The 13,686-nt window shown below is 64.8% G+C and carries 11 protein-coding genes and 1 tRNA gene; 9 read left to right on the top strand and 3 right to left on the bottom strand.

Annotated elements, in window-relative coordinates; genetic code table 11:
* Nucleotides 1-4: 4 nt before the first annotated feature.
* The 3 genes from ACZZZM_RS11925 (at nucleotide 5) to ACZZZM_RS11915 (ending at nucleotide 5,497) form a co-directional block, all read left to right on the top strand.
* Entirely contained in the window at nucleotides 5-487 is a 483-nt protein-coding gene (locus ACZZZM_RS11925; RefSeq protein WP_463595314.1) for a DUF2497 domain-containing protein, read from the top strand.
* Between the two features lie 166 nt (nucleotides 488-653).
* The gene (locus tag ACZZZM_RS11920) at nucleotides 654-2,687 is read left to right on the top strand and encodes a S9 family peptidase (RefSeq protein WP_463595313.1); all 2,034 of its coding nucleotides are present in this window, start codon (nucleotides 654-656) and stop codon (nucleotides 2,685-2,687) included.
* A gap of 134 nt (nucleotides 2,688-2,821) precedes the next feature.
* Nucleotides 2,822-5,497 carry a valine--tRNA ligase gene (locus ACZZZM_RS11915; RefSeq protein WP_463595312.1) on the top strand — a complete coding sequence of 892 codons (2,676 nt, stop codon included), beginning with the start codon at nucleotides 2,822-2,824 and terminating at the stop codon, nucleotides 5,495-5,497.
* Here the strand turns inward: ACZZZM_RS11915 and ACZZZM_RS11910 are convergent.
* Complete coding sequence (locus ACZZZM_RS11910; RefSeq protein ID WP_463595311.1) at nucleotides 5,494-5,931, bottom strand: hypothetical protein; 438 nt, start codon at nucleotides 5,929-5,931, stop codon at nucleotides 5,494-5,496. The genes ACZZZM_RS11915 and ACZZZM_RS11910 overlap by 4 nt on opposite strands.
* A 65-nt stretch (nucleotides 5,932-5,996) precedes the next feature.
* Between ACZZZM_RS11910 and hemB the strand changes: the two genes are divergently transcribed.
* From hemB to ACZZZM_RS11890, 4 genes are all read left to right on the top strand, one after another.
* Complete coding sequence (gene hemB / locus ACZZZM_RS11905; RefSeq protein WP_463595310.1) at nucleotides 5,997-6,983, top strand: porphobilinogen synthase; 987 nt, start codon at nucleotides 5,997-5,999, stop codon at nucleotides 6,981-6,983.
* Nucleotides 6,984-7,091: 108 nt separating this feature from the next.
* Entirely contained in the window at nucleotides 7,092-7,625 is a 534-nt protein-coding gene (locus ACZZZM_RS11900; protein ID WP_463595309.1) for a GNAT family N-acetyltransferase, read from the top strand.
* The gene (locus tag ACZZZM_RS11895) at nucleotides 7,622-8,149 is read left to right on the top strand and encodes a GNAT family N-acetyltransferase (protein ID WP_463595308.1); all 528 of its coding nucleotides are present in this window, start codon (nucleotides 7,622-7,624) and stop codon (nucleotides 8,147-8,149) included. The genes ACZZZM_RS11900 and ACZZZM_RS11895 overlap by 4 nt, the downstream gene beginning before the upstream one ends.
* A 58-nt stretch (nucleotides 8,150-8,207) precedes the next feature.
* A complete protein-coding gene (locus tag ACZZZM_RS11890) occupies nucleotides 8,208-10,460 on the top strand; it encodes a fused MFS/spermidine synthase (protein WP_463595307.1) in 2,253 nt (750 codons plus the stop codon).
* A gap of 183 nt (nucleotides 10,461-10,643) precedes the next feature.
* Here ACZZZM_RS11890 and ACZZZM_RS11885 read toward each other — a convergent pair whose 3' ends face one another.
* The gene (locus tag ACZZZM_RS11885; RefSeq protein ID WP_463595306.1) at nucleotides 10,644-11,150 is read right to left on the bottom strand and encodes a hypothetical protein; all 507 of its coding nucleotides are present in this window, start codon (nucleotides 11,148-11,150) and stop codon (nucleotides 10,644-10,646) included.
* Nucleotides 11,151-11,234: 84 nt separating this feature from the next.
* Here ACZZZM_RS11885 and ACZZZM_RS11880 point away from each other — a divergent pair.
* Together ACZZZM_RS11880 and ACZZZM_RS11875 are read left to right on the top strand one after the other, a co-directional pair.
* Nucleotides 11,235-11,311, top strand: a tRNA-Arg gene (locus ACZZZM_RS11880).
* A 27-nt stretch (nucleotides 11,312-11,338) separates the two neighbouring features.
* A complete protein-coding gene (locus tag ACZZZM_RS11875) occupies nucleotides 11,339-12,040 on the top strand; it encodes a DUF72 domain-containing protein (RefSeq protein ID WP_463595305.1) in 702 nt (233 codons plus the stop codon).
* Here the strand turns inward: ACZZZM_RS11875 and ACZZZM_RS11870 are convergent.
* Nucleotides 12,037-13,623, bottom strand: coding sequence for a pectate lyase (locus ACZZZM_RS11870; RefSeq protein ID WP_463595304.1), 1,587 nt, complete (start codon nucleotides 13,621-13,623; stop codon nucleotides 12,037-12,039). The genes ACZZZM_RS11875 and ACZZZM_RS11870 overlap by 4 nt on opposite strands.
* Nucleotides 13,624-13,686 lie beyond the last annotated feature (63 nt).

The raw sequence follows: 13,686 nt of genomic DNA, 5'->3' as shown, positions 1-13,686 counted from the left end.
CCGGATGGGTGACATCAGTACCGAGCCGTCGATGGAGGAGATTCTCTCCTCGATCAAACGCATCATCGCCGAAGAAGGCGATGCGGCGGTGGCGACGCGCACCCGGCGCGGCGGACGTACCGGCGCTGCGGTACCGCGTGCCGACGTCGATGAAGTGCTCGAACTTAGCGAGCCGGTTCCCGACGAGCCGGCCCTTCCGGCCCCCGCATTGCAGGAAACACCGATGCCGATGGGCTCGCCGACACCGCCCGAGCCCGCCCGGGCCGAGCCAATTCTTTCCGAGCGCGCCGCCGAAGCGACGCGCGGGCCGCTCGAGGCGCTGTCTCGTATGGTGGTGAAGCCCGAAGTTTCGGGATCGGACACGCTGGAGGGGCTCGTGCGCGAACTGCTCAAGCCTATGCTGCGCGACTGGCTGGATGCGAATCTGCCACAGGTGGTGGAATCGATGGTGGCGAAGGAAATTTCGCGGATTACCGGGCGGGATTGATCCGATCCTCCCTGTAGGGGAGGTGGCAGCCGAAGGCTGACGGAGGGGGCTCTCCCCACACGAAACCCTTGGCGCACGCCCCCTCCACCAGCTTCGCTGGTCCCCCTCCCCGTGCCGGGGAGGATCAGGTTGTAACCCCTGCAACCATCTGCTTTATCTGCGCGCCATGAAGCACATCCTCCTTGCGGGCGCTGCGCTCGCTCTCGCGGCGCCGGCATCGGCGCGTGATCTCACCATCCAGGACGTTGCGACGCTCTCGCGAGTCGGCGCGCCTACGGTGTCGCCCGACGGCAAATGGCTGGTGTGGCAGCAGCGCGAGACCGATCTGGCGGCTAATCGCGGGCGCTACGATTTGTGGAAGCTCGATCTGACCCGGAAGGGCGCAATGCCCGAGAAACTGGTCGGCGATCCCGAGGCGAATGAAACCAGCCCGATGTTCGGCCCTGACGGACGCGTCTATTTCCAATCGGACAAGGACGGCAGCGACGCCGTGGACTCCGTCCTGATTACCGGCGGCGGTCTTATGATGGTGGCGGAACCCCAAGGCGGGTTCAGCGGCTTCAAGCTCTCGCCCGACGGCAGCAAGCTGCTGATCTGGGCCGAGCGCAAGCCGGGCGCACCGGGAATCGAGCCGGCGATGGTCAAGAAGGACGCCAATGCGGGTTCGGGCCGGACCTATGACCAGCTCTTCGTGCGCCATTGGGACACCTGGGCGAATGGCGACCGCTCGCAATTGTTCGTCGTGCCGATCGCCGAGCCGCAAAAGTCGGTCGCGATCGCGCCGCAGCTGATCGGCGATACTCCGTCGAAGCCTTATGGCGGTGGCGAGGAGCTGGCGTGGAGCGCGGACAGCAAGACAGTTTATTTCGCATTGCGCGAGGCGGGACGGATCGAGGCGACTTCGACCAATCTCGATATCTTCTCGGCGCCTGCCGACGGCTCTTCGGCACCGGTGAATTTGACTGCGGACAATGACGGGATGGACAACCTTCCGACCGTCTCGCCCGACGGCAAGTGGTTGGCTTACTTCGCTATGGAGCGGCCGACCTATGAGGCCGATCGCCAAGTGTTGATGTTGCGCGACCTGACCAGCGGCACGACGCGCGCGCTGACCAAGGATTGGGACCGTTCGGTCGCGAGCATTGCCTGGGCGCCTGACGGCAAGACGATCTATGTGACCGCGCAGGACACGCAGGAAGAGCCGATCTTCACGGTCGATCCCCAGAGCGGCAAGGTTGCGCGGTTGACGCAGCAGGGGGTGGTTTCGGCGGTGGTGCCGACCAAGTCCGGCGTCGTCTTCTCGATGAACAGCCTGACCGGGCCCGACGATTTCTATCGCCTGGCGGGCAAGAAGCAGGAGCGGCTGACCAGCGTCAATGCCGAGAAGCTGGCGGGCGTGGATCTGCCCAAGGTCGAGCGGTTCAGCTTTACCGGCGCCAACAACGATGTGGTCTGGGGCTATGCGGTAAAGCCGGCGAGCCTGAAGGATGGGCAGAAGGCGCCGGTGGCGTTCGTCGTCCATGGCGGGCCGCAGGGATCAAGCAACAATAGCTGGTCGTATCGCTGGAACCCGGCGGTGTTCGCGGGTGCGGGCTATGCCGTGGTGTCAGTCGATTTCCACGGCTCGACCGGCTATGGTCAGAAGTTCACCGACGCGATCCAGAACAATTGGGGCGGCTGGCCGCTCGAGGATCTCCAGAAGGGTCTGGCCGCGGCGGAGCAGAAATTCGCCTGGCTCGACGGCCAGAATGCCTGCGCGCTCGGGGCCTCATATGGCGGCTATATGATGAACTGGATCGCCGGGCAGTGGCCCGACCGGTTCAAGTGCCTCGTGCAGCATGACGGCGTCTTCGACGCCCGCGCCATGGCTTACGAGACCGAAGAACTCTGGTTCGACGAGTGGGAGCATGGCGGCAAGGCCTATTTCGAAGATCCCGAGGCCTTCGAGAAATGGAACCCGGTCAACCATGTGACTAAGTGGAAGAGCCCGATGCTGGTGATCACCAGCGAGAAGGATTTCCGAATTCCGTACACGCAGGGGCTGGCAAGCTTCACGGCGCTGCAGCGGCGCGATATCCCGTCGAAGCTGCTGGTGTTCCCGGACGAAAACCATTGGGTGCTCAAGCCGAAGAACTCGATGCAATGGTATGGGACCGTGCTGCCATGGCTGGATCAGTGGACGGGTAAGGTGGCGAAATAGGGCCATACCCGTCATCTCCGCGAAAGCGGTGACCCAGAGCCCAACAGGCGCATCGCTCGATAACCCTGGGTCCCCGCTTTCGCGGGGATGACGGTGGGTTGTGTGTATCGCCTACACACAGCTAAGAGCGCGGCATGTCCGAGCTTCCCAAAACCTTCGACCCCGCCGAAATCGAATCCCGCTGGTATCGCCATTGGGAGGAAAAGGGCCTGTTCGCGCCCGAGCGGCTGGGCGCCGAGCCGTGGACGCTGGTCAATCCGCCGCCCAATGTCACCGGCTCGCTGCATATTGGGCATGCGCTCGACAACACGCTGCAGGACATCCTCGTTCGCCATGCGCGGCTCAAGGGCAAGGATGCGCGCTGGGTGGTTGGGACCGATCATGCCGGCATCGCGACGCAGATGGTGGTGGAGCGGCAACTCAACGCAAGCCAGCAGAAGCGCACCGATTTCAGCCGCGAGGAATTCGTGGCGAAGGTCTGGGAGTGGAAGGAAGAGAGCGGGGGCGAGATCACCCAGCAGCTCCGCCGGTTAGGCTGCTCGATGGATTGGGCCAACGAGCGTTTCACCATGGACGAGGGCTTTTCGAAGGCCGTGCTCAAGGTGTTTGTAGAGTTGTACAAGCAGGGGCTGCTGTACCGTGACAAGCGCCTGGTGAACTGGGACCCGGGCCTGGGCACCGCGATCAGCGATCTCGAGGTTGAGACCACCGATACCAAGGGCAGCTTCTGGCGACTGCGCTATCCGCTGGCCGACGGGACTGGCCATATCGAAGTCGCTACGACGCGGCCCGAGACGATGCTGGCCGATATGGCGGTGGCGGTGCATCCGAGTGACGAGCGCTACACGGCGCTCGTCGGCAAGCAGGTGAAGCTGCCGATTACCGGGCGGCTGATCCCGATCATCACGGACGAGCATGCCGATCCCGAGCTCGGCTCGGGCGCGGTCAAGATCACACCTGGGCATGACTTCAACGATTTCGAAGTGGGCAAGCGCGCGGGGTTCAGGGCCGGCGAGATGCTCAACATGCTCGATGCCAAGGCGAATATCGCGCAAACCGCGGATGGCATGATCCCGGACGAGTTTATTGGCATGGAGCGCTTCGCGGCGCGCAAGGCAGTGGTCGAGCGGTTGAAAGCCGAGGGTTTCCTGATCCCGCATGTCGATAAGGAAGGCGAAGAGCACGATGCCGAGCCGCGCGTGATCGCGACGCCCTATGGCGACCGATCGGGGGTGGTGATCGAGCCGTGGCTTACCGATCAATGGTATGTCGACGCGGCGACCTTGGCCAAGCCCGCGATTGACGCGGTCCGCTCGGGCGCGACCAAGATCGTGCCGAAGAGCTGGGAAAAGACGTATTTCAACTGGATGGAGAACATCCAGCCCTGGTGCGTCTCGCGGCAGCTTTGGTGGGGGCACCGGATTCCGGCCTGGTTCGCTGAGGACGGGACCATTTACGTCGCTGAGAGCGAGGCCGAAGCGCAGGCACAGGCCGGTGGGGGCATAAAGCTCGAACAGGATTCCGACGTCCTCGATACCTGGTTCTCCTCCGCCCTCTGGCCGTTCGCGACGATGGGCTGGCCGGATGCGGGCGAGTGGAGCAATCGCTACCCCAATGACGTGCTGATCTCGGGCTTCGACATCCTGTTTTTCTGGGATGCTCGAATGATGATGCAGGGGCTGCATTTCCTCGGCGAAGTGCCGTTCAAGACCCTGTATCTCCACGGCCTGGTGCGCGCTGCGGACGGGCAGAAGATGTCCAAGTCCAAGGGCAATGTCGTCAATCCGCTCGGGCTGATCGACCAATATGGCGCCGATGCTTTGCGCTTCTTCATGGCGGCGATGGAGAGCCAGGGCCGCGACATCAAGATGGATGAGCGGCGGATCGAGGGCTATCGCAACTTCGCGACCAAGCTGTGGAATGCGGCGCGCTTCTGCCAGTCGAACGGGATCGGGGCGAGCAATACGCTTGAGCCCCCTGCGGCCGAACTGGCGGTCAATCGCTGGATCATCGCTGAGACGGTGGCGACGGTGCAGGCGCTCGATCTGGCGCTGGCCGATTTGCGCTTCGACGAGGCGGCGAATACGATCTACCAGTTCACCTGGAGCCGCTTCTGCGACTGGTATCTCGAGTTGATCAAGCCAGTCATGGTCGGCGAGGAACGCGCGACGATCGATGCCGAGAGCAAGGCCGTTGCCGGCTGGGTGCTGGATCAGATTTTGGTGATGCTCCACCCGTTCATGCCGTTCATCACCGAAGAGCTGTGGTCGAAGATGGGCGCGCGCGAGCATGAGCTGATCGTCGCGCACTGGCCCATGGCGGATGCGCGGGCGCTCGACCCAGAAGCGGCGAAGGAAATCGATTGGCTGATCCGGCTGGTGAGCGAGATCCGCGCAGCGCGGACCGAGCTCAACGTGCCGCCGGGCGCGCGCTTGCCGTTGCACGTGCGTGATGCGTCCGGAGAGACATGGGCACGGCTGTCGCGGCAGACCGCGGCGCTGGCTCGATTGGCGCGTGTCAACCAGGCCGAAGGCGAGCCGGGCGAGGGCGGTTCGCTTCAGATCGTCGTCGACGAAGCGACCTTCGTACTGCCGCTGGGCGACGTCGTCGATCTCGAAGCCGAACGCGCGCGCCTGACCAAGGCGATCGCGGCGGCGGAGAAGGAGCGCGACGGGCTGGCGGGCCGGCTGAACAATCCGAGCTTCGTCGAGCGGGCCAAGCCGGAGGCCGTCGACAAGGCGCGCGCGGATCATGCCGAGAAGGTGGCCGAGGCCGAGCGACTGAGCGCGGCGCTGGCGCGCTTGGGCTAGAGGGCCGTCTCCGCCAGGTTGGAGCGATATTTCGCTCCCGTCTGGCGGTCCATGATCTCGATATAGATCCAGCTCGGCGGGGTCTGACCTTCTTCGACGGAGAACCAGATCTTGTTGAGATCCTGGGGCGTCCCGAGCGCGCAGAAGCCGTAGAGCCGCCTGCCGCCCTGGGCGAAGAAATCGACCCAGCTGCGTGACGAGTTGGCGTTGCTGCCGCAGGGTGGCAGGTTGGGAGCGGGCTTGAACATCGCGGCGGGATAGTCGGCGTAATTGTGGACTTCGAAGCGGTAGCGGACCCAGTTCTTGCCGCCTGCGCTGTAGGATTCGGTGCCGATCAGCCGGATGATGGGATTGGGCACGGTCTGTGCTCTGGCGGGCACCGCGCTCGCCAGCGTCGCCGCCAATATCGCCACCAGCATCCATATACGCTTCATTCGCCGCCTCCCCGATCGATGGCGCACAGCTTGCGCGGCGCGGCGCTCTGCCGCAATAGCCCAGCATGTCTCAATATCCCGCGCTTCGCCTCCGCCGCACCCGTGCCTCGGCTTGGAGCCGGCGGATGCATGCCGAGACCGTGCTGACGCCGGCCGATCTGATCTGGCCGTTGTTCGTGACTGAGGGGGATGCGGAGGAGCCGATTGCTTCGCTTCCGCGGGTCTCGCGGTGGTCGGTGGCTGATATTGCCAAGCGGGCGAAGGAAGCGGCGGCTCTCGGAATTCCTTGCGTGGCGCTGTTTCCGAACACCCCGGCAAACCTGCGTACTGAGGATGGGCGCGAGGCGCTCAATCCGGATAATCTAATGTGCCGGGCGATCAAGGCGATCAAGGATGCGGTGCCCGATTTGGGCGTGCTCACCGATGTCGCGCTCGATCCCTATACGGCGCACGGGCATGACGGGCTGGTCGATGGCACCGGCTATGTGCTCAACGACGCCACCGCGGAGGTGCTGACCCGGCAGACACTGGTGCAGGCCGAGGCGGGGGCGGATATCGTCGCGCCCAGCGACATGATGGACGGCCGCATAGGGCTGATCCGCGAGGCGCTAGAGGCGGGCGGGCATGTGAACGTCCAGATCATGGCCTATGCCGCCAAATATGCCTCAGCATTCTATGGCCCGTTCCGCGACGCGGTCGGCTCGCGCGGGCTGCTGAAGGGCGACAAGAAGACCTACCAAATGGACCCGGCCAATAGTGAGGAAGCGCTGCGCGAAGTCGCGCTCGATCTGGCGGAGGGCGCGGACAGCGTGATGGTCAAGCCCGGGCTGGCCTATCTCGACATCATCCTGCGGGTGAAGAGCGAATTCCAGGTGCCGGTGTTCGCGTATCAGGTGAGCGGCGAATATGCGATGATCGAGGCTGCCGCGGCGGCGGGGGCGGGCGAACGCGAGGCGCTGGTGATGGAGACGCTGATGGCGTTCAAGCGCGCGGGATGCTCGGGCGTGCTGACGTATCACGCGCCGCTGGCGGCCAAGCTGCTGGGCGCGTGATCTGTTTCTATAGTCATTCGCGCGGACGCGCGAACCCAGAGCCAGGAGCGGCATCATCTGTGGCCCTGGGTCCCCGCTATCGCGGGGATGATGATAGAGGGAATGGGCGTGATCCAGACTGAGCGGCTGCTGCTGCGTCCCTGGAGCGAGGCGGACAAGCCGGTCTTTCATGCTCTGGCGAACACGCCGGCGATGATGGAGCATTTCGGCGGGCCGGTGCCGCGCGCGAAGCATGATGCGATCCTCGATCGGATGATCGATCAGCAGGCGCGTTTCGGACATTGCATGTGGGCAGTCGAGATGCGCGACAGCGGCGAACTGGCGGGAGTTTGCGGGCTGCGGATCGGCGGGCATGCGGGAACGCGGGTGCCGGAGGAGCTCGAGATCGGCTGGCGGATCGGCGAGAAATATTGGGGGCAGGGGATCGCTCGCGAGGCCGCGGAGGCGAGCATCTCCTGGGGTTGGTCGAATACTGATCGCGCGCGCATCGCGGCGTGGACCGTGATCGGCAATAAGCGCTCCTGGGGACTGATGGGGCGGTTGGGCATGCGCAGACGCGTTGACCTCGATTTCCATCACCCGGAATATGCGCCCAGCGATCCGCTTGGCGCGATGATCGTCTATGCGGTGGACCGGCCATGATAGAGACTGAGCGCCTGATCCTGCGGGGCTGGGAAGAAGGCGACCGCGCGCCGTTCCACGCGATGGGGCAGGATGAGCGGGTCATGACGACGCTCGGGCCATTATTGTGGCGCGAAGAGAGCGACGCGCTGATCGACCGGATGCAGCACATCCTGGCCGAGAACGGCTATACCTTCTGGGCAGTGGAGCGGCGCGAGGACCGCGCGTTTCTGGGTTTTTGCGGGCTCAAGCCGGGCGCCGAAGGCACGCCTATCGAAGGCGAAGGCGAAGTCGAGATCGGCTGGCGGCTGGCGCACCAGCATTGGGGCAGGGGCTATGCCCGCGAGGCGGCGCAGGCGTGTCTCGATTGGGCCTGGGCGAACGGCATCCCATCGGTCGCTGCGATCACGACGCCGGGCAATGTGCGAAGCTGGGGGCTGATGGAGCGGCTGGGCATGGTCCGCGTGGCCGCGGACGATTTCGACCATCCCCACGCGATCGACCGGCTCCGCGCGCACATCACCTATCGAATCAGCAGGCCTTGACGTTAATCGCCGGGCAAGCCAGCGCGATTAAGCCAGATCGCCGGGGGAGAATGTGCGCATGATCGACGAACTGGAAGCCGAGGCGCCGCGCAACCGGCTGCACTGGCTGTTCGTCGTCGCGATCCTCACTGGATCCTTCCTGCTGTTCCTGGTCCAGCCGATGGTCGCGCGGATGGCGCTGCCCAAGCTCGGCGGCGCACCGGCGGTGTGGAATTCAGCGATGCTGGTCTATCAGGCGCTGCTGCTCGGCGGATATGCCTATGCGCACTGGCTGGGGCGCGTACCGCCGCGGATGCAGGCGTGGATCCATCTCGGCGTCCTCGCCTTCGCCGCGCTCTGGCTGCCGATCGGGCTGATCGCGATGGATTTGCCCGCCGATGCTGAGCCGGCCTTCTGGGTGCCCTGGCTGTTCGGCGCTTCGATCGGGCCGCTATTCTTCGCGATTTCGGCGCAGGCGCCCTTGTTGCAGCGCTGGTACAGCGTAGCGACAGGCGGGCGCGACCCCTACGCGCTGTATGCCGCATCCAATGTCGGCAGCTTTGGCGGGCTGATCGCGTATCCCTTGCTGGTCGAGCCCATGCTGGCGCTGAAGGGCCAGAGCTGGCTTTGGAGCGCGGGCTATCTCCTCGTCTTCGTGTTGATCGCGGGCTGCGCAACGATGCTGCCGCGCAAGTCCGCCGATACGCCGCACATTCCGCACGTCACCGAAGCTCCGACGCGGCGGCGGGTGCTGCACTGGATCGCACTGGCCTTTGTCCCCTCGGGGCTGATGCTGGCGACGACGACCTTCCTGACCACCGATATCGTGGCGGTGCCGATGCTGTGGGTGCTACCGCTGGGACTTTATCTGCTGAGCTTCTCGGTAGCATTTTCGGACGACCGGACGATCCCCGATCTGCTCGCCAAGTTCGCGCCGGTGACGATTTTGATGTTCGGCGCGACGATGATCGCGGGGCACCAGAAGCTCGCTTATATGAACGCGCTGATCGGGCTGCTGCTGCTGTTCATGGTCGCGGTTGCCTGTCATTCGCGCATGTATCAGTTGCGGCCCGCGCCGGACCGGTTGACGGGCTTCTATCTGGCAATGTCGGTCGGCGGCGCGCTCGGCGGCGTCTTCTCGGGGCTACTCGCGCCGATCATCTTCGACTGGACCTATGAATATCCGCTGCTGATCCTGGCGGCGGGGGCACTGGTGCCGCAGGTCTTCCTGCTTCCCGCGATCGGACGGTTGTGGCGCGGCACGGCGCAGGAGCGGCGGATCAAGTTCCTGGCGGTCACTCTGCTGGTCGTGCTGATCGTATGGATCGGCGTGACCAATCCCGGCGGCATGCTGGGCGAAATGCACGAGCAGATCGCGTTCCTGGCGGTGGCGGCGGTGGGCCTGGTCGCGGTGGGCAAGCGCTGGGCCTATATGGTCGCGCTGGCGGGGGCGTTGTTTCTGTTCGGGGGGTATCGATCGATCTCGATGTCGCTCGCCGATGCGCGGACGCGCAGCTATTTCGGAGTCTATACAGTCACCGATCTGACCGACGAGCGAACGCTGGCCCATGGCACCACGGTGCATGGCATCCAGCTTAAGGGCGCGCGTTCGCGCCAGCCGACGACCTATTATGTGGCCGGCTCGGGTGTCGGCCAGGCGATCCTGGCGCTGCCGGAGCTCTACGGGTCTGCCGCGCGCGTAGGCGTTGTCGGGCTCGGGAGCGGGACGCTGGCTTGCTATGCGCAGCCGGGGCAGAGCTGGAGCTTCTACGAGATCGACCCCGCAGTGGTGTCGCTGGCGCGCGATTCGGGGAAGTTCACCTTCATCCCGCAATGCCTGCCCAAGGTACCGATCATCATCGGCGACGCGCGGCTGCGGATCGCGCAGGCGCCGGTGGGGAGCTTCGACCTGCTCGCGCTCGATGCCTTCTCTTCAGACGCCGTGCCGATGCATCTGCTCACGCGCGAGGCCTTTGCCACTTATGGCCGCGCATTGAGCGCCAAGGGACTGCTGCTGGTCCATATCTCGAATCGCTTCATGGCGCTGGCGCCGATCGTCGCCGCGGCGGCGCGCGAGGGGGGCTGGCACGCCGCGCAGCTTTCCTATGTTCCCGGCGACGAAAGGGCGGTGACGCTGCCTGGAACCGATCCCGGCAGCGCTTCCGAATGGATTGCGCTCACGCGCGACAATCCGACGCTGCAGAAACTGGCGGCGCGAGGCGGCGGCTGGCGCGCCCTCAAGCCCTATCCGGGTTTCACGGCCTGGACCGACGATTATGCATCGGTGCTGCCCGTCATGCGCGCGCTGCACCCGTCGCTGAAGGACGATTAGGCAGTATCGCCATTCAGTTTATCCTCCCTCGCGCAGCGTGGAAGGGGGACCACGAAGTGGTGGAGGGGGCGTCACCACGCGCGGTGCCCATGCGGATAGCCCCCTCCGTCAGCCTTCGGCTGCCACCTCCCCCGCTAAAGCGCGGGAGGAATGAAATTTCAATCTGCTGAATGTCGATGCGGCCTAGGCGCCGGCGAGTGCCGCTTCGAGCGCGGCCGAGCGATCCTGCTGCTCCGTCGCCAGCGCTTGGGCGCGGGCGACGGCAGCGTCGAGCGCGGGATAAGGCACCAGGCCCGCGGCGCCGCGCTGGATGGCTAGCTCCTCAAGATCGGTGAGGACGGTCGAGACCGGGGCACGGAGCGTATCGAGATTGGCGAGCGCGGCCTGGGCATCGAGCCAGCGCTCCGAGCCTTCGGGCAATCCGCGCGCGACTGCGATCCGCGCTTCGGCATCCTGCGCGCCCTTGTTGAACGCGGTGGAAAGCGCATCGAGCTGGGCGGTCAGGTCGCCCACCTGCTTGTCGAGCGCGGCATCGGGTGCGGCGGCGGCGGGCACGGGGCGGACCGGCTCCGCCAGGCTCTGCGTTTCCGCGGCGCGCGGCAGCAGAGAGGGGTAACGCGTGGCGCTCTGGGTGCAGCCGGCAAGGGCGGCTATGATGGCGACGGGGGCGATCAGGATGAGGCTGCGCATACCCATGCGTCTATGGCGTAAGAAAAGGCGGCGCAACGGGGTTGCGCTATGCCGAAACCGCTTCTAATGACGCCCCTCCAATGCGCGCCCGTAGCTCAGCTGGATAGAGCATCAGACTACGAATCTGAGGGTCGGACGTTCGAATCGTTCCGGGCGCGCCAATTCCCCCCATCCGTGGGTGACGACCGATGAAGCCGAGAATCGGCACTGCCGGTTGGTCTATTCCGAAAGCATTCGCCGAGCGGCTTCCGGGGGATGGCTCGCATCTCGAGCGCTATGGGGCGGTGTTCAACGCTGCCGAGATCAACTCCAGCTTTCATCGTCCGCACCGGGCGAGCGTCTATGCGCGCTGGGCCGCGAGCGTGCCGGACGATTTCCGCTTTGCCGTGAAGCTGCCCAAGACGATCAGCCATCAGGCCAAGCTGGTCGATTATGGCGACCTGCTGGCGCGCTTTGCCGAGGAGATTGCCGGGCTTGGGGCCAAGCGCGGGCCTTTGCTGGTGCAGCTGGCGCCGAGCTTTGCCTTTCCGGGGGAAGTGGCGGAGCAGTTTTTCGACGATGTTGACGCGACGATCGGCGGGCAAATGGTGATGGAGCCGCGGCATGCCAGCTGGTATGCGCCCGAGGTCGATGCGCTGCTGGTGGCGCGGCGGATTGCAAGGGTGGCGGCGGATCCGCCCAAGCCGGAGGCGGGGGCTGAGCCCGGCGGCTGGCGGGGGCTCAGCTATTGGCGGCTGCACGGATCGCCGCGGGTTTATTGGTCATCCTATGAGGATGCGCAGATCGCCGCGCACGCGTCAGGGATCTCTGGCGAGAGCTGGACGATCTACGACAACACCGCTTCGGGTGCGGCAATGGGCAATGCGCTCGATCTGCTGGCACTGACCTAGCGCTTCAGCGCGGCGATCAGGACCTTCATATTCTCGATATAAGTGCCAGTGGAGATCCCGGTCACGGGCTTGTCGGTCTCATAGGGCGAGGTATCGGTGGCGTCGCCGACGCGGGTCTGGCCGAAATCTCCGGGGGCGGGGGTGGGTGAGCCGTCGCCGGCATAGAGGTTGCTGGTGGCGTGCAGCTTGGTGGGCCACCAACCCTGGGCGTTGAGCGACTTGATCAGCGTCTGAGGATCGCGCTTGCCACCGGTGGTGTTGAGGTCCGACGTGGCGACTTCTTCGACCAGCCAATAGCGGGGTAGCGGCTTGGCCGCGCCGGTGCGCAGCGGCGAATCCTTGGCGATCTGCTGGGGGTCGCTGGCCTTCAACTTCTCGTATTCGCGGCGCAGGCCGGCGAGGTTGATTGCCCGCGTCGAGCTGTAATGCGTGATCGTGTGCTCGGGATTGTAATCGGCATAATATTCGCCGTTGACGACGTTCGAGCCACGGCGGTGGACGTAGAGCGGCTTGTTGGTGCCGATCTCGATGAAGGTCGGGAAGGCACGGCCATTCTTGACCTGCGCCTCGGGCAGCTTGACGCTTTCCAGCCAGTCGAGCGCTTCGGGAATGCGGGCGAGGAACTTGGTCTCGCCGGTGAGGCGATAGAATTCCATCAGCTGCCGGATATTGGCGGCGGTCGTGTGCGTGACAAGCGCGGTCGGCTCATAGGTGCGGGCGCCTACGGGCTTAAGATCGAGGCTGTGCTGGAGCCCCCAACCCGGCTGCGGCTGGCCCTGCTGGGTGACCAGATAGACGTTCATCGCGCGGGTGATCGCATCGAGCACCTTGGCGTCGCCGCCGAGCACCTGATAGCACATGATCAGGAAGCGGATATTCTCGCCGGCGACATCGTCATTGAAGGTGATGAAGCCGGTATAATCGGGCTTGCCGTGATGGCTGAAGTCGCTCTTGAGCGGGTAACGCTGCGGCCAGCCGCCGATCGGATATTGGCTCTCCAGCACGAAGCCGAGCGCCTTCTTCAGCGCGGGCAGATATTTGGGATCGTGCTTTTCGACATAGAGGCGGAGCAGGAACTGCATCGCTTCCGAGGTGCCGGCATCGTCAAAGGTGGAATTGCCCCAATAATGCTGGAATTCCTCGAGCCGCCAGGCGTTCTTGCCGATCGTCTCGTACCAGCGCTTGGTCGAAGCCTCGCCGCCGAAGTCGCCGAAATAATGCCAGCCGCCGTTATCCTGCTGGATCGCGATGAGCGCGTTCGCGGTCTTTTCGGCGGCCTCGTAATAATAGGCGTCACCGGTCGCGTGATAGGCGTCGAGGAACAGATGCCCCATCGTCGCGGTGCCCGGGGGCTGGACCCAGATCATCGAGGGGTAGGCTTCCATCTCGCCCCAGCGGCGCGACATATCGGGCAGGTACGACCAGACATAGCCGCCATTCGTGGAGGCAGTCTCGACCATAAACCGCGTCGCGCGCTTCATCGTGTCTTCGATGCGCTTGTCGTTCTGCGCAGCGGCGGGGAGCGCGGCAAAGGCCAGTGCAAACAGCACCCAGCGCAACACCTTCAGCAAATGGGACCGCATCCTCGCCTCCTTCGACTCTTATCGAGCAGAGCATAGCGCAGCGTTTATGACACCGGTAGCAGT

The sequence above is a fragment of the Sphingomonas sp. AC522 genome, from assembly GCF_979258125.1.
This window is presented reverse-complemented; position numbering and strand designations above follow the sequence as displayed.